Origin of the sequence: Actinoplanes sp. NPDC049598 (genome assembly GCF_040675435.1) — a bacterium.
Classification (GTDB): domain Bacteria; phylum Actinomycetota; class Actinomycetes; order Mycobacteriales; family Micromonosporaceae; genus Actinoplanes.
In genome coordinates, this window is sequence record NZ_JBFAOX010000003.1 from 469,226 (window position 1) to 488,519 (window position 19,294).

Annotated in this window: 20 protein-coding genes; 11 read left to right on the forward strand and 9 right to left on the reverse strand. The window is 71.4% G+C overall.

The window, feature by feature from the left end; genetic code table 11:
• The first annotated feature begins 3 nt into the window (after positions 1-3).
• The 11 genes from AB0J66_RS10925 (at position 4) to AB0J66_RS10975 (ending at position 10,431) form a co-directional block, all read left to right on the forward strand.
• A complete protein-coding gene (locus AB0J66_RS10925; RefSeq protein ID WP_364658426.1) occupies positions 4-339 on the forward strand; it encodes a hypothetical protein in 336 nt (111 codons plus the stop codon).
• 193 nt (positions 340-532) lie between these two features.
• Positions 533-880, forward strand: a complete 348-nt coding sequence (flgB, locus tag AB0J66_RS10930; RefSeq protein WP_364658429.1) for a flagellar basal body rod protein FlgB — start codon at positions 533-535, stop codon at positions 878-880.
• Positions 881-882: 2 nt separating this feature from the next.
• Positions 883-1,275 carry a flagellar basal body rod C-terminal domain-containing protein gene (locus AB0J66_RS10935; RefSeq protein WP_364658432.1) on the forward strand — a complete coding sequence of 131 codons (393 nt, stop codon included), beginning with the start codon at positions 883-885 and terminating at the stop codon, positions 1,273-1,275.
• 8 nt (positions 1,276-1,283) lie between these two features.
• Positions 1,284-1,631, forward strand: coding sequence for a flagellar hook-basal body complex protein FliE (fliE, locus tag AB0J66_RS10940; RefSeq protein ID WP_364658435.1), 348 nt, complete (start codon positions 1,284-1,286; stop codon positions 1,629-1,631).
• A 1-nt stretch (position 1,632) separates the two neighbouring features.
• Positions 1,633-3,258 (forward strand): flagellar basal-body MS-ring/collar protein FliF, encoded by a 1,626-nt coding sequence (gene fliF / locus AB0J66_RS10945; RefSeq protein WP_364658438.1) that lies wholly within the window; start codon positions 1,633-1,635, stop codon positions 3,256-3,258.
• A 68-nt stretch (positions 3,259-3,326) separates the two neighbouring features.
• On the forward strand, positions 3,327-4,358 hold the full coding sequence (fliG, locus tag AB0J66_RS10950) for a flagellar motor switch protein FliG (RefSeq protein WP_364658441.1): 1,032 nt from the start codon (positions 3,327-3,329) through the stop codon (positions 4,356-4,358).
• Positions 4,342-5,013, forward strand: coding sequence for a FliH/SctL family protein (locus tag AB0J66_RS10955; RefSeq protein ID WP_364658444.1), 672 nt, complete (start codon positions 4,342-4,344; stop codon positions 5,011-5,013). The genes fliG and AB0J66_RS10955 overlap by 17 nt, the downstream gene beginning before the upstream one ends.
• A 10-nt stretch (positions 5,014-5,023) precedes the next feature.
• The gene (locus AB0J66_RS10960) at positions 5,024-6,337 is read left to right on the forward strand and encodes a FliI/YscN family ATPase (RefSeq protein ID WP_364658447.1); all 1,314 of its coding nucleotides are present in this window, start codon (positions 5,024-5,026) and stop codon (positions 6,335-6,337) included.
• A gap of 630 nt (positions 6,338-6,967) precedes the next feature.
• Positions 6,968-7,414 carry a cell envelope biogenesis protein TolA gene (locus AB0J66_RS10965; RefSeq protein WP_364658450.1) on the forward strand — a complete coding sequence of 149 codons (447 nt, stop codon included), beginning with the start codon at positions 6,968-6,970 and terminating at the stop codon, positions 7,412-7,414.
• Positions 7,411-8,430 carry a transglycosylase SLT domain-containing protein gene (locus tag AB0J66_RS10970; RefSeq protein WP_364658453.1) on the forward strand — a complete coding sequence of 340 codons (1,020 nt, stop codon included), beginning with the start codon at positions 7,411-7,413 and terminating at the stop codon, positions 8,428-8,430. Before AB0J66_RS10965 ends, AB0J66_RS10970 begins: the two co-directional genes overlap by 4 nt.
• Before the next feature lie 21 nt (positions 8,431-8,451).
• Positions 8,452-10,431 (forward strand): flagellar hook-length control protein FliK, encoded by a 1,980-nt coding sequence (locus AB0J66_RS10975; RefSeq protein ID WP_364658455.1) that lies wholly within the window; start codon positions 8,452-8,454, stop codon positions 10,429-10,431.
• A gap of 57 nt (positions 10,432-10,488) precedes the next feature.
• Here AB0J66_RS10975 and AB0J66_RS10980 read toward each other — a convergent pair whose 3' ends face one another.
• The 9 genes from AB0J66_RS10980 to AB0J66_RS11020 all read right to left on the reverse strand — a co-directional run bounded on the left by AB0J66_RS10980 (position 10,489) and on the right by AB0J66_RS11020 (position 19,278).
• Positions 10,489-10,731 (reverse strand): hypothetical protein, encoded by a 243-nt coding sequence (locus tag AB0J66_RS10980; protein ID WP_364658458.1) that lies wholly within the window; start codon positions 10,729-10,731, stop codon positions 10,489-10,491.
• On the reverse strand, positions 10,728-12,317 hold the full coding sequence (locus AB0J66_RS10985) for a hypothetical protein (RefSeq protein ID WP_364658460.1): 1,590 nt from the start codon (positions 12,315-12,317) through the stop codon (positions 10,728-10,730). The genes AB0J66_RS10980 and AB0J66_RS10985 overlap by 4 nt, the downstream gene beginning before the upstream one ends.
• Complete coding sequence (gene flhA / locus AB0J66_RS10990) at positions 12,307-14,349, reverse strand: flagellar biosynthesis protein FlhA (RefSeq protein WP_364658463.1); 2,043 nt, start codon at positions 14,347-14,349, stop codon at positions 12,307-12,309. Before flhA ends, AB0J66_RS10985 begins: the two co-directional genes overlap by 11 nt.
• A 94-nt stretch (positions 14,350-14,443) precedes the next feature.
• Positions 14,444-15,535: an EscU/YscU/HrcU family type III secretion system export apparatus switch protein gene (locus tag AB0J66_RS10995; protein ID WP_364658465.1), complete on the reverse strand. Its 1,092-nt coding sequence runs from the start codon at positions 15,533-15,535 to the stop codon at positions 14,444-14,446.
• A gap of 13 nt (positions 15,536-15,548) precedes the next feature.
• Positions 15,549-16,313 (reverse strand): flagellar biosynthetic protein FliR, encoded by a 765-nt coding sequence (locus tag AB0J66_RS11000; RefSeq protein ID WP_364658467.1) that lies wholly within the window; start codon positions 16,311-16,313, stop codon positions 15,549-15,551.
• Positions 16,310-17,170, reverse strand: coding sequence for a flagellar type III secretion system pore protein FliP (gene fliP, locus AB0J66_RS11005; protein WP_364658469.1), 861 nt, complete (start codon positions 17,168-17,170; stop codon positions 16,310-16,312). The genes AB0J66_RS11000 and fliP overlap by 4 nt, the downstream gene beginning before the upstream one ends.
• On the reverse strand, positions 17,167-17,589 hold the full coding sequence (locus AB0J66_RS11010; protein WP_364658471.1) for a flagellar biosynthetic protein FliO: 423 nt from the start codon (positions 17,587-17,589) through the stop codon (positions 17,167-17,169). The genes fliP and AB0J66_RS11010 overlap by 4 nt, the downstream gene beginning before the upstream one ends.
• Before the next feature lie 4 nt (positions 17,590-17,593).
• Complete coding sequence (fliN, locus tag AB0J66_RS11015) at positions 17,594-18,361, reverse strand: flagellar motor switch protein FliN (RefSeq protein ID WP_364658473.1); 768 nt, start codon at positions 18,359-18,361, stop codon at positions 17,594-17,596.
• Positions 18,358-19,278 carry a flagellar motor switch protein FliM gene (locus tag AB0J66_RS11020; protein ID WP_364658476.1) on the reverse strand — a complete coding sequence of 307 codons (921 nt, stop codon included), beginning with the start codon at positions 19,276-19,278 and terminating at the stop codon, positions 18,358-18,360. Before AB0J66_RS11020 ends, fliN begins: the two co-directional genes overlap by 4 nt.
• Positions 19,279-19,294 lie beyond the last annotated feature (16 nt).

A 19,294-nucleotide genomic window follows, 5' to 3' on the forward strand; every position in this document is an offset into this window, starting at 1 on the left:
GCCTTGAGCGTCGCCGAGAAGCCTGAGGGCTGGGCGGGCGCCTGGAGCGCGGCCCTCGACGAGCTGGAGCTCGACGTGGCCGCGGTCGAGGCGATGCTCGACGACGAGCACCGCCACGCCGAGACCGCACCGGCCAGCCTGTGGAAGCCGCCGACCGAGCTCGGCGCGCTGCCCCTGGAGCTCAAGCCGCGGGCCGACGAGATCCTGACCAGGCAGCTCAAGGCCGCTCAGGAGATCGCCCGGCGGCTGACCGCCAACCGTCAGCAGATCGCCGTGACGGCCCGGATCGAGACCGGCGAGGCGGTCAAACGCCCGGTCTACGTCGATCGGGCCATGTAAAAACGCAGAGTTTTGCCCACGAGCGTCCCGGGACCCCCTATGCGGGGTTCCCGGGACGTTTTTGCGTGCAACCAGTCAGCAACCGTTTCGCGCTCAGCGGATCGCCGGTCAGGCCGAACTGCATGGTACGAGCAACGGATTGCTCCCCGGACCGCCACGGAACGGCACCTTGAACACCCACCAAGGAGCTGCTGTGTTCGACGACGTCTCCACGAATTCCCTGAAGGTCGCGGTCGCGGGCCTCGCGCAGCGGCAGAGCGCCATCGCCAACAACATCGCGAACATCGAGACCCCCGGCTACCGGGCCCGTAAGGTCGAATTCGAAGATGCGCTGCGCAGCGCAGTCGCCAAGGGCATGTCACCGCTGGGTGTCGCGCCGAGCACGCAGAACTCGCTCGAGCCGACCCGGCTCAACGGCAGCAACGTCAACCTCGATGAGGAGACCCTCTCCCACATCGACACGACCATGCGCTACCAGCTGACCATGCGGGCGCTGGACACCAAGTACTCGATGCTGCGCGACGCCATCAAGGGAGCCTGATCATGAGCACCTTCAACGCCCTCGGTGTCGCCGGCACCGGCGTCACCGTCTACCGCAAATGGCTGGACGCGGTGTCGGACAACATCGCGAACATGAACAACGTCAGCCGGACCTCGGAGAACGCGTTCCAGGCGCGCTACGTCGTGGCCCAGGAGGCCCAGGACGGCAACGGCGCCCAGGTCGGCGGGGTGCAGTTCGGCAGCGCCGAGGGCGTCCTCGTGCACGAGCCGGACAACCCGCTCGCCGACGCGCAGGGCTACGTCCGCAAGCCGGACATCGACCTCGGCTCGCAGATGGCCCAGATGATGATGGCGCAGCGCGCCTACCAGGCCAACCTGTCCGTGGTGGACCGGGCCAAGGACTCCTACCAAGCGGCGATCAACCTGGGGAAGTGAGGTAGGCCATGACTTCCGCGATCAACCCGATCGGGGGCTTCACCAGCGTCGCCGGTCTCGACGCGGTCAACGGCATCAGCGGCGCCGAGTCGCTGGCCGCCGGCACCACCCGCTCGGCCGAGGCCCAGGGCCCCAACGAGAGCTTCGCCAGCATGCTCTCCCGCGGCCTGGAGAGCGTGCAGGCCAGCCAGAACAACGCGGCCGACCTCGCGACCAAGGCCGCCACCGGCGAGCTGCAGGACCCGGCGCAGTACACCATGGCCGCCAACGAGGCGCAGCTCGGGCTGCAGCTGACGCTGGCCGTGCGGAACAAGGCCGTGGAAGCGTTCCAAGAGATCATGAGGATGCAGGCCTGACATGACCGACCGCCTTCCCGCTCCGGTTCGCCGCGTCACGGACACGTTCCGGTCCTTCACCCCGGGACAGAAGGCCGTCACGATCGCGGCAGTCATCGCGCTCATCGTCGGTGCGTACTTCTTCGCCACGTGGGCGTCGAAGCCGAACTACTCGATCCTCTTCAACAACCTGTCGAACAAGGACGCCAGCGCGATCGTCGAATCGCTGCAGAAGTCCGGCACCAAGTACGAGCTGGCCAACGACGGCCAGACCGTGCTCGTGCCGCAGGACCAGGTCAACGAGTTGCGGCTGTCGCTGAGCAGCGAGGGGCTGCCCGGCGACGCCGGCACCGGCTACGCCCTGCTCGACGAGCAGGGCATCACCACCAGCGACTTCATGCAGAAGACGAACTACCAGCGGGCGCTGGAGGGTGAGCTCTCCACCACGATCAAGTCGATCGAGGGTGTCGAGGCGGCCACCGTGCACCTGGTCATCCCGCAGAAGGACGTCTTCGCCGACAACCAGGACGTGCCGACCGCCTCCGTGCTGGTCGCGTCGAGCTCGACCCAGCCGCTGAGCAGCGACCAGGTGCAATCGATCGTGCACCTCGTGGCGTCCAGCGTCGAGGGCCTCGACCCGACCCAGATCACCGTGGCCGGCGCCGACGGCAAGATCCTCTCGACCGGTGGCGGTGCGGCCATCGGCACCGGCGGTGACAGCGGCACCGAGGCCCAGACCGTCGCCTTCCAGAACCGGATGAACAGCTCCCTGCAGAAACTCGTGGAGAGCGTGGTCGGTCCCGGGCACGCCGTCGTGACGACCACGGCCGAGCTCGACTTCGACCAGACCCAGACGCAGTCCAAGACCTACAACGCCGACCCGTCGGTGCCGGCGCTCTCCGAGAGCAACAGCCGTGAGGCCTACAACGGGCAGCAGAACTGCGCCGGCGGCGTCCTCGGCCCGGACAACGTCGCCGGACCGGGCTGCACCACCGGGGGCAGCGGCAGCGACGCCGGGCAGTACGAGAACAGCACGGCGGTCAAGAACAACGCGATCAACGAGACCCAGGAGACCCGCAAGAGCGCTCCGGGCAGCATCAGCAAGCTCAACGTGGCCGTCCTGCTGGACAGCAGCGTCGCCACCAGCGTCGACCCGGCCCAGGTGCAGCAGCTGGTCAGCGCGGCCGCCGGCATCGACGCCACCCGCGGCGACACCATCGCGGTCAGCGCCATGCCGTTCGACACCAGCGCCGCCCAGGCCGCGCAGAACGCCCTGAGCGCCTCGACCACGGCCGCGCAGGACGCCAAGCAGATGTCGCTGATCAAGACCGGGGCGCTCGGCGCGATCGTCGTGGCCCTGCTCTTCCTGGCCTGGCGGTTCAGCCGCAAGAGCAAGAAGCGCCGCGGGCTCACCCCTGAGGAGCGCAAGCACCTGGAGGACATGCAGGCCGCGCTGGAGGCCCAGCGCCTCGCCGAGCTCAACCAGGCCATCCCCGCTCAGATGCTGGAGGCGGGAACCGCCATGGACGACACGAACGTGCAGGCTCGCGAGGAACGCCAGCGGGAGATCGAGCAGATGGTCAAGGATCAACCTGACGAGATGGCGGTGCTTCTCCGCGGCTGGCTGGCCGCGGACGCGACGCACTGACGCCTTTCAGCGGCGGTCGGTGAACGCCGGCCGCCGCTTTTTCTGCCGACGCCCCGAGGGAGTACGCGTTGACCACACCCACACCGGCGCTCACCACCATGTCGATGACGGGCGTGCGCAAGGCCGCCATAATGCTGGTCCAGTTCGGCAAGGAACAATCCGCACAGATCATGGCCCAGATGTCCGAGAAAGAGGTCGAGATGATCTCGGCCGAGATCGCTCGGCTCGGCAAGCTCGACCCGACCCAGGTCGACGACGTGATGGACGAGTTCTACGCCATGGCCACCACCCGGTACGCCGGGTCGGGCGGCATGGACTACGCCCGCGAGCTGCTCGAGGCCTCGCTGGGCAAGGAGCGCGCCGCGTTGATACTGGATCGCCTCGAAGCCTCGATGAACGACATCCCCTTCAACTTCCTCAGCCACGCCGACCCCCGGCAGCTGCTCTCGTACGTGCAGTACGAGCACCCGCAGACGATCGCGCTGGTGCTCGCGCACATCCCCTCGGCGCTCGCCTCGTCGATCCTGGCCGGTCTCTCGCTGGAGGTGCAGACCGAGGTCGCGCACCGGATCGCGGTCATGGACCGTACCTCTCCGGAAATCATCCGCCAGGTCGAGCAGGCCCTGCAGCGCAAGCTGTCGACCGTGCTCCAGCCGGACGAGCTCTCCACCGTCGGCGGCCTGCAGCCGCTGGTCGACATCATCAACCGGGCCGACCGCACGACCGAGCGGCTCATCCTGGAGGCCCTGGACGCCCGCAGCCCCGAGCTGGCCGAGGAGATCCGGCGCCGGATGTTCATGTTCGAGGACATCGTCAACCTCGAGGACCGCGCCATCCAGCTGGTGCTGCGCCAGGTGGAGCCGGCCGACCTGGCCACGGCCCTCAAGGGCGTGCCCGAGACGGTCCGCGAGAAGGTCACCAAGAACCTGTCCGAACGCGGCCGCGAGAACCTGCTCGAGGAGATCGACCTGCTCGGCCCGGTCAAGGTCAAGATGGTCGAGGAGGCCCAGGCCAAGATCGTGTCGGTCATCCGCTCGCTCGAGGACTCCGGTCAGATCGAGGTTCAGCGCGGCGGCGAGGCCGATGAGCTCATCGCCTGAGGGCCGCCCCGTCCTGCGGGGCTCGATGGCCGACTCGGCCGCGGCCGCCCGCTTCTCGGTCGACCTGCGCACCGGGCTGCCGGCCGACAGCGAGGCCATCGAGCGGGCCAAGCAGCAGGCCCGCACCGCCGGGTACGCCGAGGGCTGGGCCCAGGGCCAGCGCGAGGCGGCCGCCGAGGCCGAGGCCATGACGGCCCGGGCCCAGGCCAGCGCGCAAGCCTACGAGCAGCGCCGGGCGACCGCCCTGGCCCAGGCCGTGAACGCGCTCGGCCGGGCCGTCACCGACCTCGAGAACCAGCTCATGCCGACCTTCGCCGAGCTCCAGGAGGTGCTGCTCGCGCACGCCTTCGAACTGGCCGAGGCGATCGTGGGCCGGGTCGTGAGCGACCCCGAGGGCCGCGGCATGGACGCGCTGCGCCGGGCCATGGCCGCCGCGCCCGAGGCCGGCCGGCTGGTGGTGAGCCTGCACCCGGACGACTACCAGACCCTGGTCGGCGACGGCGCGGCCGACTTCGAGTACGAGGGGCGCAGCGTGAGCCTGCGGGCCGACAGCGGGCTGCGCCCCGGGGACGCGGTCGCCGAGACCGGCATGGGCTCCGTCGACGCGACGATCGCCGCCGCCGTCGACCGCGCCCGGGAAGCGCTCCGCATCTAGAGGAGGCACCATGACCGACGTCTTCCGGCACCGCCTGGGCGCGGCGCTCGAGGCGGCCCGGCCGCTCACCCGCGGCAAGGTGGTCGGCGCGGTCGGCCTGCGGGTCACCGTGGCCGGCATCGACGCCCGGGTCGGCGACCTCGTCCAGATGGGCGAAGGGCCGGACGCGATCTTCGCCGAGGTCGCCGCGCTCGACGGCGAGAAGCTGTCCTGCTTGCCGCTGGGACCGATCGCCGGTCTCGGCACAGGCACCCCCGTGCTCAGCACCGGCGGCCCGCTGCGCGTCGCGGTCGGCCCCGACCTGCAAGGCCGGATCCTGGACGGGCTGGGCCGCCCGATGGACGGCGGCCCGCCGCTGCGCGGACAACTCGTCAGCATCGACGCGGCGCCCCCCTCGGCGATGGAGCGCCAGCTGGTCGACGCGCCCATGCCCCTGGGCGTACGGGTCCTGGACACGCTCGTGCCGTGCGGCCGCGGCCAGCGCATCGGCATCTTCGCCGGCTCCGGCGTCGGCAAGTCGACCCTGATGAGCATGATCACGCGAGGCACGTCGGCCCAGCTCAACGTGGTCGCCCTGGTCGGTGAGCGCGGCCGCGAGGTCCGCGAGTTCATCGAGCACGACCTCGGACCGGAGGGCCTGGCCCGGTCGGTCGTGGTGATCGCGACCTCGGACACGCCACCGCTCGTACGGCTGCGGGCCGGCGCGGTGGCCACCCGGATCGCCGAGTACTACCGCGACGAGGGCGCCGACGTCCTGCTGATGATGGACAGCGTGACCCGAGCGGCCATGGCCCAGCGCGAGGTCGGTCTCTCCGTCGGCGAGCCGCCGGCCACCCGCGGATATCCCCCGTCGGTCTTCGCGATGCTGGCCTCGCTGCTCGAACGGGCCGGGCCCGGCGCCCGGGGCAGCATCACCGGCCTCTACACCGTCCTCGTCGAAGGCGACGACCACAACGAGCCCATCGCCGACGCCGCCCGCTCGATCCTCGACGGCCACATCGTCCTCGACCGCAAGCTCGCCACCGCCGGCCACTTCCCCAGCATCCAGGCCCTCGACTCGATCTCCCGCGTCGCCAACAAAATCACCACCCCCCAGCAGAAATCCGACGCGACCGAGCTCCGCCGTCTCATGGCCGCCCACCGCGACATCCGCGAACTGGTCGAGATCGGCGCCTACGTGCCCGGCACCAACCCGGACGCCGACCGCGCCACCGCCATCTGGCCCCACATCAACGCCTTCCTCCGCCAGGGCCTGGACGAACGCGTAACCGCCGAACAGGCCTGGGCCCAGCTGCACGCCCTCATCCAAGCCGCCGCAACGTGACCGCCGCGGCCGCCCGAGGCAGGCGACCACCTTCCGGTGATTTCAGGCCGGCGGCTGATCTGCTGCGGTGCACCGGGGCCGGCCCAGCTCGCCGGCGATGACGGCCTGCGACACCCCGGCCAGGAGCCAGTCGGCGATCATGACCCGCTCGTTCTGTGACAGATTCCGCGCTGAACGGGCGGCTCCAGCGGCCGGCTCTGCCGCCCATGCGGCATCGTGGCGCTGCTTGCGTCGCTGTCTGTAACGGGCTCTCTTCGCCGTACGCGGCATCACCCGGCACCGGGCCATCCGCAATGTCCTCGACCATTGTCAACCTCCTGCAGGCAGGGGTGGCGCAACGTTCCCTTGAATACGGCTTCCAACGGGGCCGCACCCAACGAGGCCATCCTTGCGAACTTCGTGGGCCGCCGCCGGCGGCCTGTGGACAACGGGAGGGTCTGTGGATAACGCGAGGCCGGAGGCCCGGCGGGATCTACGGTTGCAAGCCGGGTGCCGGCGGACGGGTGCGACGGCACGACGAAACGGCGTGCCTGCCACGGTTGCGAGTCGGGTGCAGGGGCTCAGCGAAACGGTGGGCGGGCCGACCGGTGTAGTGAGGGCGCTACCCGCCCGTGTGCCAGGGAGGCGACTTTGAACCGATTCTTTCGACTCTCGCCCGTTCTGCGTGCCCGCAAGGCGCAGGAGGATGTCGCCCGGGGCGCCGTGAACCAGTCGCGGGCCGAGATCCGTGATGCGCAGGCTCTGGTCAAGCGCCGCCACCTCGATCTGGTCGGGGCGGAGGCGCCGACCGAGGGCACCGCCCGCTCGATCGTCGCCTCGATCGTGGCCCGCCAGTCGCTGGCCGCCTCGCTCATGGGGGCGCAGCGGATGGTGGCCGAGGCCGAGGAGCTGGAGCGCGAGCGCATGGCCGTGCTGGCCGACGCCGCCAAGCGCCGCCGCGCGGTGGAGATGATGGCCGAGCGGCACGCCGAGCTGGTCCGCGCCCACGACCTGCGCAAGGACCAGGCCAACCTGGACGAGTTGGCGATGACGAGCAAGGCGCGCAACGCCGCCCGGGGTGGCGGGAGCGAGGCGTGAGGGGCGTCGCCGGGGTGCTCAACCGCATCCAGGAGCTTCAGGGCCAGCTCGGCCTGACCCCGGTCAGTTCGGCCCCCGGCACCACCGGCACGGCCGCCAACGGCACGGTGACCACGGCCGCCCAGGGCACCACGTTCGCCTCGGCGCTCGCCACCGCCACCACCGGCGGTTCCACTCTGCGCGCGAGCAACGCCGCGACCGGGCAGTCGGTGGTCGACGCGGCCAAGAAGTACCTGGGCACGCCGTACGTCTTCGGCAGCACCGACCCGGACAAGGGCCTGGACTGCTCGTCGCTGGTGCAGCGGGCCTTCGGCGACATGGGCATCAAAGTCCCGCGCCTGTCGTACCAGCAGGCCAAGGTGGGTGAGGCGGTGCCGAACCTGGCCTCGGCCAAGCCGGGCGACATTCTGGCCTTCGACTCCCCGGTCGACCACGTGGCGATCTACGTCGGCGACAACAAGATGATCGCAGCGCCGAAGCCGGGCGATCAAGTCAAGATCCAGAGCGTGTACGAGAAGCCGACCCACATCCGCCGCGTCGTCTCGGAGACCGCCGATTCGGGGGCGGTGGCCGCGCAGAACGCCGCCGCCGCGATCCGCCCGGCGAGTCTGCGGGGCAGCGGCTCGCTCACCGGTGTGCCCTACGCGGATCTGTTCGTGCAGGCCGGCAACCGGTACGGGGTCTCGCCCAAGCTGCTAGCGGCGGTGGCCAAGGTCGAGTCGGGGTACAACCCGAATGCGGTCAGCAAGGTCGGCGCCCAGGGCCTGATGCAGATCATGCCGACCACGGCCAAGGGCCTGGGAGTGAAGGACGCCTTCGACCCGGAGCAGGCCATCAACGGCGCCGCCAAGCTGCTGGCCCGCAATCTGCGGGAGTTCAAGTCCCTGCCGCTCGCCCTGGCCGCCTACAACGCGGGTGGCGGGGCGGTGCACAAGTACGGCGGCATTCCGCCGTTCTCGGAGACCCAGGCGTACGTCCCGAAGGTCCAGAAGGCCCTGGCCTCGCTGGGCGGCTGAGGCAGAGGCGAGGAGAGTCTCATGAAGAGCCCGAATTCCGTCACCGGAGCCGACCGCGCGTCGGTGGCCGACATCGGCCGCCGGCCGGGCGCCAAGCGCGGCGAGGGCGGTGACGAGTTCGACTCCGCGCTGTCGGCCGAGTTGACCCGCCCGGGTGTGGAGGACGGCCGCCGGGCCGCCCAGGGCCGGGACGATCAACGCCGGGCCGACCAGCAACGGGCCGATCAGCGGTTGGCCGGCGAGCGGGCCGCCGACCAGCGGGCCGACGCGGGGCGCAGCGTGCTGCAGCGCGAGGCCGCGGACCGGGCCCGCTTCAACCGGGCCGACGCCGACCGCTCGGCGGCCGACCGGCGGGCGACCGCCGACCGCCGCGAGACCACCGACCGGCGGGCGGATCGCTCGGAGCGACCGGATCGCTCGGAGGGGCCGGATCGCATGCAGCGGCCGGATCGCACGGAGCGAGCCGACCGTTCAGAGCGAGCCGACCGTTCAGACCGAGCCGAGCGGACGGACCGAGGGGACGACCGCCGCGCCACCGATCGCGACGACGACCGGCCCCGGGGCACCGAGCGGGCCGATGATCCGCGGGCGGACGGCCGGCCGGTCGAGGGCACGCGCGGCGGATCCAAGCGGGCCGGCGACGCCGACCCCGAGGGGGCCGATGCGGCGGAGGGCGAGACGACGCCGGGCCCCACCTCGACCGCCCCGGAGGATATGGCGACGGCAACGACTTCCGCACCCGGCGGGATGGCTCTGGCCCAGGCCGGCGCCCTGGCCGCCGCCATCACGGCCCCGGCCCCCACCACGCCGGCCGCTCAGCCCGGCCAGCAGGCCGCCACTCCCGCCCAGGGCGGTCAGGACCCGGCGATCGGCGGGGTCGCGCTCGCCGGCGGGCCGGCGACCGCCGCCACCGCGGCGGGCGGCAGCGGCCTGCCCGCGACGGGCGCCCACCTCAATCCCGAGGCGCAGGCCGCGGCGGTGCAGGCGGCCACCGGCCGCTCGGCTCTGGGTCTCGGCACCGGCGTACCGGCCGGCGCCGCCGGTCAGGCCGGCACACCCATTCCGGCCGAACTCGCCACGCAGCTCGCCGACAGCGGTGTCGCTGTGATGACGCCGGCCACCGCGCCCGACGGATCGGGCCGGCTCGGTGACCCGGGCGCGGCCGTCGCCGCCGCCGGTCTCACCGCCCCCGCCGGTCCGGCCGCCACGCCCACCGCCACCGCGGGGACGGCCCCGGCCCCGGCCGCGACCACCCCCGCCGATGCCACCGGGGCGGCGCTCACGGGCGTACCGGATCAAGCCGGAACCGCCCCCGCCACCGCGACCACCACCGAGGCCGCAGGACCGCCGGCCGCACCGGCGCCGGCCGCCGACCAGGCCACTCCGCCGGATGCGACGGCCGCCACCGCGCCCACCGCGAACCCGGTCAACCCGGCCGCGGCGCCGGGGGTGGCACCCGACGGCGCCGCCAACGCGGGTGTGCTCGGGCAGGCCGGTCTGGCCGGGGTCTCCGGTCCCCAGGCCGCCGCACCGGCCGCCCCGACGGCTCCCGCCGCGCCGCCACCGCCGGCCGGTCAGCTCCCGAGCCCACCCGCGGCCCAGCTCGCGATGCGAATCGTGCCGCTCAAGCTGGACGCCGACGGCGTGCACCGGCTGACCGTGCACCTGCACCCGGTCGACCTCGGCCCGGTCCAGGTGGTGGCCGAGATCCGCAACGGCGACATCACCGTGCAGCTCTCCGGGGGCACGGACGCGGGCAACGAGGCGCTCCGCAACGCGATGGACGACCTGCGGCGCGAGCTCAGCGACGCCGGGTTCCGCAACACGACGCTCGACCTGCGGCAGGGCAACCAGCAGCAGGAGCAGGCGCGGCAGCAGTTCGCGGCGAGCTTCCCGGGCGCCGGGCGCGGTGAACGGGCCGAGACCGCGCTGCCGACCGAGCCCGCCCCCGCGATCCGGCGGGCGGTCCCGGGCGACAACCGCATCGACATTCAGGCTTGAGGGACGGCGAAAGGACCGGCGGCTGTGGGCCGCCGGTCCTTTGTGGTCGCCGGTCACTCAGGCGGGCTTCTCGGCCTGGCCCTCCATCGGCGTCGGCGTCACCGGGGTGCCCTTCTCCTCGTCCTTGCGGCCATAGCCGGCCGTGACGAACCGCAGCCCGGCCAGCAGCAGGGCGGCGATCGGCACGGCGATGAGGAAACGGATCAGCACCTGGGTGATGTCGACCTGGTCGAGCACGTATCGGTACAGCGCCGGCGCGCTGATCAGCAGCGCGAAGAGCAGGACCGACGGGCGGATCACGACTGGCGGACCGATCGGGTGACCCGGCGGGGCGCGGCCGCGACCGGCGCCACGTCGGAGGCGATCCGCGCGCAGAGCATGGCCGCCCAGGCGTGCGGCGTGGCCGGCTTGCCGTCCAGCGAGTAGATCGGCAGGTCCAGCCCGAGCACCGAGCCCGGGTCCGCGGTCAGCTCGACGCCGTGCACCACCAGCGCCTCGACCTCACCCAGCGTGCGCAGGTGGCGGCCGGTGTCGGCGGTCTTGCGGGTGGCGTCGACGACCGCCCAGAGCGCGGTGGCCCCGATGGCGTCGCACATCTCGTTGACCCAGAGCGGGTCGGTGCCACCGACCGGCGCGTCCAGCACGACGACCCACGACTGCTCGGCCTGGTGGAGCTTCTCGGCCCGGGTCTCGGCCGCCTCGGCGGTCGAGATCAGCCGCGACGAGTGCAGTCCGGTGCCGGCCGTGGACGGCGCGGCGAGCAGCAGGTGGTTCTCCGGCACGTCGATGTTCTCGAGGAGCTGGCGGGCGATCGGCACGGCGATGTTGATGTCGCCGGCCAGGACCAGGATCTCGCCCGGGCCGTCCGGGATGCCCGGCGCGGACGGGCGGGCGGCCAGGACGCTGAGCACGCCGGCGTACGTGTCGGTGCCGGTGATCTGCCGGGCCATCGTCTCCGGCATGCCGACCGAGACGAGGTTGCTGACCACCTGCTCCGAGGCCGACGGCGGCTCGGTCGCCGCGGGCACCGCCGAGACCGGGGTGACCTGCCGAAACCCGTACGTCTCGGGCTCCGGCTCGGGGACCGGGGCCGGCGTCTCGTCGACCTCGACCTCGCCGATGGCCAGGCCGCCGATGTGCTCGGCGAAGTGCCGGGCGTGCGCGGCCGGTGACACCGGCGCGTTCACGGGTGCGGCGACCGGCGGCACCGCCGCGGCGGCGACGGGCTCCGGGGCCGGTGCGACCGGCTCCGGCATCGGCGCGTGGGCCGGTGACTGCGGCTGGATGTTCTGCACGGGCGGCGGCTGGAAGGCCTGCGGGGCCTTGGGCACGTTGACCGCCGGCTCGGTGGCCGCGGCCGGGCGGAACGGCCGGACCGTCGGCGTCTCCGGAGCCGGTGGGGGCTTGGGCCGCGACCGCTCGGTGGCCGTGCCGCCGGTGGCGTCGAGCCCGGCCATCAGCTCGGCGAAGGCGGCGCCGGTGTCGCCGATGGCCGCGTGCCGGCCCTCGTCGGCGCCGAAGCCGGTCTCGGCCGCCGGTGGCTTCGGGCGGGCCGCGGCGAACGACGCCGGGGTCACCGAGCGCGGCGTGGCCGTGCCGAACGCCGGCCGGGCCGGCTCGTCCATCCGGTCCTGCGACTCGGCCCGCTCCAGGAGCCGTTCCAGGCTGTGCTGGCCGTTGTCGGCCGTCTTGGTTCGCTGTGGCATGTCGTTCCCGTCCTCGTTCCCGTCCGGCACTTCCACGGAAAGCTCGTAATGCTGCTTCGCGAAGAAGCCGCCGACGCCGCCACTGCGGACCTTGTCGGCTGAGATGATCCGGACACGGGAGCCGTACTCATCGCGCACCTGAGCCAGCAACGGCTCGATGGCCGGTCCCTCAAGCAGCACCCGCGTAGGCACCGTTCACCACCCCTATCGTCTCGATCTGTGCTGTGGAACCAGAGATTTCGCCGTACGACAGCACCTGCACCCGGCGGGAGCCGGCGCGCAGTAGCCGCATCAGTGGCAGCCGCAGCTGTGGCGAGCAGGCCAGCACCGGGGCCAGTCCCTGCTGTTCCGCGGTCTCGGCGAGCCGGGCCGCCTCGGTGACGATCGCCTCGGCACGCATGCCGTCGATCGCCATGAAGGCGCCCGTCTCGCTGGGCCGCAGCGATTCGAGCAGTTGTTGCTCGAGCATGGGGTCGAGCGTGATCACCGTGAGCCGGCCGCCGGTCGCGTACTGGGCGGCGATCGCCGGGCCCAGCGCGGCCCGGGCCGCCTCGACCAGGCTGTCGGGGTCGACGGTGACCTTCGCTCGAAGGGAGAGCGCTTCGAAGATGCGGACCAGGTCGCGGATGGGCACGCCCTCGTCGAGCAGGGCCTGCAGCACCTTCTGGATCTGGCCGAGGCTGAGGATGCCGGGGGTCAGCTCCTCCACCACCACGGGGTGGGTGCGCTTGACCATCTCGGTCAGGGCGCGGACGTCCTCGCGGCCGAGCAGGCGGCTCGCGTTGCTCCGGACCACCTCGGCCAGGTGCGTGATGATCACGCTGGCCCGGTCGACGACCGTCGCCCCGGAGAGCTCGGCCTGGTAGTGCAGCTCGGAGGGCACCCACTTGCCGGGCAGGCCGAAGACCGGCTCCACTCCGGCCCGGCCGGGGAGGCCCTGCAGGCCGTCGCCGATGGCCAGCACGGTGCCGGGCGGCGCCTCGCCGGTGCCGGCGTCGACGCCCGAGATCCGGATCGCGTAGGAGGAGAGCGGCAGGTCGAGGTCGTCGCGGGTGCGGACCGGCGGCATGATCACGCCGAGCTCCATCGCCATCTTGCGCCGCAGGGCCCGTACGCGGTCGAGCAGGTCCCCGCTGCTGGCGTCGACCAGGTCGACCAGGTCGGGCGAGAGCGCCAGCTCGAGCGGGTCGACCCGCATCTCGCCCAGCAGCTGCTCCGGAGAGTCGGCCGGGGGCAGCTCGACCGCCTCGGCCGCGGCCACCTCGGCCTCCGGCACCGGGTCCTTGATCCGCTGGGCGAAGACCAGGACGGCCACGCCGACCACCAGGAAGGGCAGCTTGGGCAGGCCCGGGATGACGCAGAGGGCCAGCGCGGCGCCGCCGCCGATGCGCAGGGCGAGCTTGTTCTGACTGAGCTGGGCGGTGACGCTGGAGCCCATGTCGCCCGAGGTGGCCGAGCGGGTCACGATCAGACCGGTGGCCACCGAGAGCAGCAGGGCCGGGATCTGCGAGACCAGGCCGTCGCCGATGCTCAGCAGGCTGTAGTGGTTCATCGCGTCGCCGGGCGACATGCCCTGCTGGGCGACGCCGATGGCGAAGCCGCCGACCAGGTTGATCAGCGTGATGATGATGGCGGCGATGGCGTCGCCCTTGACGAACTTGGAGCCACCGTCCATCGCGCCGTAGAACTCGGCCTCGGCCCCGACCTCGGCCCGGCGCTTCTTGGCCTGGTCCTCGTCGATCAGGCCGGCGTTGAGGTCGGCGTCGATCGCCATCTGCTTGCCCGGCATGGCGTCGAGGGTGAAGCGGGCGCCGACCTCGGCCACCCGCTCGGCGCCCTTGGTGACCACGACCATCTGCACGATGACCAGGATCAGGAAGATCACCAGGCCGATGACCAGGTTGCCACCGACGACGAAGCTGCCGAAGGCGTGGATCACCTTGCCGGCGTCGCCGTCGCGCAGCACGAGCCGGGTGGCGCTGATGTTGAGCGCGAGCCGGAACAGCGTGGCCACCAGCAGCAGCGCCGGGAAGACCGAGAAGTCCAGCGGCTTCTCGACGAACATGCTGGTCAGCAGGATCAGCAGGGCCGCCGTGATGTTGACCGCCAGCAGCGTGTCCAGCAGGAAGGTCGGCATCGGCACGACCATCATGAGGATGATGCCGATGACCCCGAGGGGTACGACAAGTTTGCTGAGGTTGCGGTTCTTCACGGCACCTTCCCGAAGTGGTCGCCGTCGCCTTGGCGGTACCAGGCGATCTTCTCGCGTCAGCGTGGCCGATGTGAGGAAATCTCCGTATTTTTCGTTATGCGGCGGTTGAGGTGGAATTAGGGCTGCGGTGCAGGCCTGCCGCCGACCCCTTCGACTTCAGGCTCATCACCATCGCCAGCACCTTGGCCACCGAGCCGAAGAAGTCGGCCGGGATCTCGGCCCCGACCTCGGTGCCGCCGTACAAGGCCCGGGCCAGCGGGACGTCCTGAACCATCGGCACCCGGTGCTCGGTGGCCAGTTCGCGGATCTTGAGAGCGAGCGGCCCCTGGCCCTTGGCCACCACCCGGGGCGCGCCCTTCTGCGGCTCGTACTTCAGCGCCACCGCCACGTGGGTCGGGTTGACCAGCACCACGTCGGCCGTCGGCACGTCGGCCATCTGGCGGTTGCGGGCCATCGCCATCTGCCGGGCCCGGATCTGCGCCTTGATCAGCGGGTCGCCCTCGCTGTTCTTGTACTCCTGCTTGACCTCCTCCTTCGTCATCCGCAACTGCTTGTTGGTGCGGCGGCGGACCACGAAGTAGTCGGCGGCGGCCATCACGATGCCGGCCACCGAGGCGGCCCGGATCAGGCCGAGGACGGCGTCCACGACCTCACCGATCAGCGAGGTGAGCGGCAGCTGCCCGGCCGTCATGAGCACCGGGATGACGCCCTTGGTCGTGGTGTAGAGCACGCCGGCCAGCACGGACGTCTTGACCAGGGCCTTGATGCCCTCCCAGAGGGCCTGGGGCCCGAACATCCGCTTGATGCCGGGCAGCGGGTTGAGCCGGTTGAACTTCGGGATGAACAGCTTGGTGGCGACCCGGATGCCGCCCTGGGCGCCGGCCGCGGCCACGCCGACCGCCATCATCGTCATGGCCAGCGGGAGCACGGCCCAGCCGGCTCCGAACATGGCCTCCTTGAGGATGGCCAGCGCCTGGGCCGGCTCGGGGTCGGCGATCACGTCGGGAACCTGCACCATGACCTCTTCGGCGTGCTTCATCGCCGCTTCCATGGTGCGCGGGATCATGATGCTGGCCGCCAGCATGCCGAACCAGGCGCCGAGGTCCTGGGTGCGGCCGATCTGGCCCTCACGCTTGGCCTTCTTGAGTTTCTGCGGTGTCGGCTGTTCGGTCTTCTCCCCCGACATGGCACACCCCCCTTCAGCCGCCGGAGAGCTGGAGCACGGCGCTCACCGCGCGCTCCACCACCTTGTCGAGCACCCCGGGCAGGGCGGTGATCGCGATGCCGGACAGCAGAAGAACCGCGAAGATCTTGGCCGGGAACCCCAGCTGGAACGCGTTGAGGGCCGGGGCGACCCGGTTGAGCAGGCCGAACGCGCAGTCGGTGAGGAACAGCACGGCCACCAGCGGGCCGGCGATCTGGATGGCCGAGACGAACATGTCACCGATCCCCTTGAGGATCACCTGGCTGAAGGTGCCGAGCGAGAACGTGACGTCGAGCGGGATGGTCCGGAACGACTGGAGGAAGCCGCGGAGCACCATCTGATGGCCGTCGCTGACGAAGAGCAGGGTGACCGCGACGAGGTTGTAGAACTTGCCGAAGACCGAGCTCTGGTTCTGCGAGAGCGGGTCGTAACCCATGGCCAGGGTGAAGCCGCCGAACAGGTCGAGCAGGTCGCCGGCGGCCTGCAGGGCGGCGAAGAGCAGGGCGGTGATGAAGCCGAGGCCGGCCCCGACGAAGATCTGCAGGGCCACGCTGAACAGGATGTCGGACGTCTCCAGTGACGGCACCGTGCCGCGCAGGTAGGGCGCGAGCGGCAGGGTGAGCCCGACCGAGAGCAGCGCCTTGACCGTGCCTGGGATGAGCCGCGAGTTGAACGGCGGCGAGATCATCAGCCAGGCGCCGGTGCGGGCCGCGCCGAGCAGGATGGCCATCAGGTCGGCGGTCGGGACGTCGAAGTTCATTTGTACGACGCCACGAGCGCGGTGAGAATCAGCCCCCAGCCGTTGACCAGCACGAACAGCAAAAGCTTGAAGGGTAAAGAAATGGTCACCGGTGGCAGCATCATCATGCCGAGCGACATCAGGGACGCCGAGACGACCATGTCGATCAGCAGGAACGGGATGAAGATGACGAAGCCGATGATGAAGGCCTGGCGCAGCTCGGAGAGGACGAAGGCCGGGATCAGCGTGGTCAGCTCGACGTCGTCCTTGTTGCGGGGCTGATCCTGGCCGGAGAGCTTGACCAGCAGGCCCAGCTCCTCCTCGCGGGTGGTGCGCCACATGAAGTCCCGCAGCGGCTTGACGCCGTCGGTGAAGGCCTGCGACTGCGTCTTGTCGCCCTTCAGATAGGGCTGTACGCCCTGCTGGTTCATGGCCGAGACGGTCGGTCCCATGATGAACAGGCTGATGAACAGGGCCAGGCCGGCGATCACCTGGTTGGGCGGCATGGAGGTCAGGCCGAGCGCGTTGCGGGTGATGCCGAGGACCATGAAGATCTTGGTGAAGCAGGTGCAGAGCAGCAGCAGGGCCGGCGCGACCGACAGGACCGTGAGGCCCAGCATGATGACCAGCGACGAGGCGGGCCGGCTGCCGTCCGGGTTGGTGCCGTTGATGTTGACGTTGATGTTCGACTGACCGGGCCGGGCCGGTGGGGTCGGTGGGGCCGGCGCCCGCTCGGGCAGCGCGACCACCGTCGTCGTGGCGGCGCGCTCCCCCGGCCCGGACGGCCCGGCGCCGGGCTCGGCCGCCGCCGGTCCGGGCAGCAGGACGAGCGCGAGGCCGAGACCCGCGAGGATGAGAAGAAGCGCGCGCCGCATCATCGCCGGGTCGTCCGATCGCGCAGGAAGCCCATGGTCTGCGACCAGGTCTTGGGAGACAGGATCGAGCCGTCCAGCCGGCCGTTGGGGCCGGCCGCGGGGTGCCGGCCCGGCAGCTCGTCGGCGATCAGGTCGGAGCCGACCGACAGGTGGTCGCGGTGCTCGTGCGGGTGCTTCTCGAAGTCCTCCACGTCGGCCTCGCCGAGCAGGCTGATGTGCTGGTCGGTGACGCCGAGGATCATCGCCCGGTCGGCCACCCGGACCACGGCGACCGCCGCGCTGCGGGTCAGCTGCTGCCGGTTGAGCACGACGAGCGCACCGTGCCCACGCCCCAGCGGCCGGCGGATCAGGCGCGCCAGCAGCCACATCATGCCCATGATGACGAAGAGCGTGAAGCCGATCCGCAGGGCGAGCTCCAACAAGGCCCTACTCCCGTTCGGTGCCGGGAGCGACGATCTCGGTGATCCGGATGCCGAAGTTCTCGTCCACCACGACCACTTCGCCCCGGGCGATCAGCCGGCCGTTGACCAGCAGGTCGGCCGGGCTGCCGGCGGCCCGGTCGAGCTCGACGATCGCCCCCGGGGTGAGCGAGAGCAGCTCGCGCACGCTCATCCGGGTCCGGCCGAGCTCGGCCGAGACCTCCATCTCGACATCGTGGAGCATGTCCAGGCCGCCGCGGATCGCCATCGACGCCGCGGCCGTCTCGCGGCGGGCCACCCCGCCCCCGGCGGCGGCGCCCAGGTCGTCGGTGGGCCAGGGCGTCAGCGAGAGGGCCAGGACGGCCCGGATCTCCGGGCCCTCGACCAGCGGCACCGCGACGGCGTCGTCCTTGGTGGCGAGCGCGCTGAGCGCCACGCCGGGCTCCATGACCGTTCCCGGATCGAGCACTACCGGGCCGAAGGCGCGGGCCGCGGCCTCGAGCGCGGGCCGGACGGCGGCGGTCAGGTCGAGCTCGCCGATCGGGCTCTGTTTGAGCGCGTCCGCCAGGTCCTGCCCGACCACCACGACCACCTCGCCGGTGGCGGCGCCGCTGAACCGCGCGGTCACCGCCTGCCCCTCGGACAGGATGTCCGGGGAGGCGGTGATCGGTTCGGCGACGGCCAGCGGGCGGCTGGTGGGCAGGACGGCGAGCGCGGCCTCGGCGGCCGTCCGGGCGAGCGCCAGCTGCGGCGCGGTGATGGTGGGCGCGGTCATGGGCGGCCAGACTCCTTGGGCGAGGACTCCTTGGGGGTCGGCACCACGAGGACGGCGAGCCGAGCCCCCTGGTTACCGGGTACTGCATGGGCGAAAACGGTCTCGTTGACGGTCACGTCGAGCGGCCGGCTGGTCGCGTGGCCCAACGGGACGACGTCACCCGGGCGTAGGTCCACGATGTCATCGGTACGCATCCGGATGGGCTGAAATCGGATTGCCACATCGAGCGGGGCCGCCGACAGCCCGGCCGTGATGTTGCGCAGTGCCATGTCCTTGGTCGCCCGCTCGGCATCGCTGAGCACCACCGTCTCGGTGCGCGAGAGCACCGGCAGGATCGTGTTGAACGGCAGGCAGATGCTGGCCAGGCACTCCTCGGCACCGATCTTCATGTCGAAGGTGGCGATCACACAGGCGTCGCCCGGCTGATGGGTGCGCAGGAACTGGGCGTTGTACTCGATGTCCTTGAGCTTGGGCGAGATGGAGACCAGGTTCTCGAAGCCGTAGCGCAGCTCGCCGAGCATCCGCTCCAGCAGCCCGCGCAGCAGCGGCATCTCGACCTCGGTCAGCGGCCGCTCCGGCTGGGGGCCGCCAGGGCCGCCCAGCATGTGATCGATAGCGGTCATAGCGGCCGAGGTGGACATCTCCATCAGGGCCAGGCCGGGCAGCGGGTCGAGGGCCACCACCGCGATCACCGTGGGGTTGTTCAGCGAGGCGACGTACTCGTCGTAGTTGAGTTGCTCGATCGACACGAGGCTGACGCTGCTCACGGCGCGCAGCCGGGTGGTCAGCAGGGTTCCGCAACTTCGGGCGTAGGTCTCGAAGGACATCTGCAGCGTGCGGACGTGCTCGCGAGAGAGCTTGATGGGACGGCGAAAGTCGTACGGGGCCGGCCCGGCGCCCTGCCCACGACGCGACATCCTGCCCGGGGAGCGT

Coding starts and splice junctions, on each gene's coding strand:
- AB0J66_RS10935 (WP_364658432.1), top strand. CDS start 883: ATGAGCACCTTCAACGCCCTCGGTGTCGCCGGCACCGGCGTCACCGTC.
- fliE (WP_364658435.1), top strand. CDS start 1,284: ATGACTTCCGCGATCAACCCGATCGGGGGCTTCACCAGCGTCGCCGGT.
- fliF (WP_364658438.1), top strand. CDS start 1,633: ATGACCGACCGCCTTCCCGCTCCGGTTCGCCGCGTCACGGACACGTTC.
- AB0J66_RS10955 (WP_364658444.1), top strand. CDS start 4,342: ATGAGCTCATCGCCTGAGGGCCGCCCCGTCCTGCGGGGCTCGATGGCC.
- AB0J66_RS10960 (WP_364658447.1), top strand. CDS start 5,024: ATGACCGACGTCTTCCGGCACCGCCTGGGCGCGGCGCTCGAGGCGGCC.
- AB0J66_RS10975 (WP_364658455.1), top strand. CDS start 8,452: ATGAAGAGCCCGAATTCCGTCACCGGAGCCGACCGCGCGTCGGTGGCC.
- AB0J66_RS10995 (WP_364658465.1), bottom strand. CDS start 15,535: ATGTCGGGGGAGAAGACCGAACAGCCGACACCGCAGAAACTCAAGAAG.
- AB0J66_RS11000 (WP_364658467.1), bottom strand. CDS start 16,313: ATGAACTTCGACGTCCCGACCGCCGACCTGATGGCCATCCTGCTCGGC.
- fliP (WP_364658469.1), bottom strand. CDS start 17,170: ATGATGCGGCGCGCGCTTCTTCTCATCCTCGCGGGTCTCGGCCTCGCG.
- fliN (WP_364658473.1), bottom strand. CDS start 18,361: ATGACCGCGCCCACCATCACCGCGCCGCAGCTGGCGCTCGCCCGGACG.
- AB0J66_RS11020 (WP_364658476.1), bottom strand. CDS start 19,278: ATGTCGCGTCGTGGGCAGGGCGCCGGGCCGGCCCCGTACGACTTTCGC.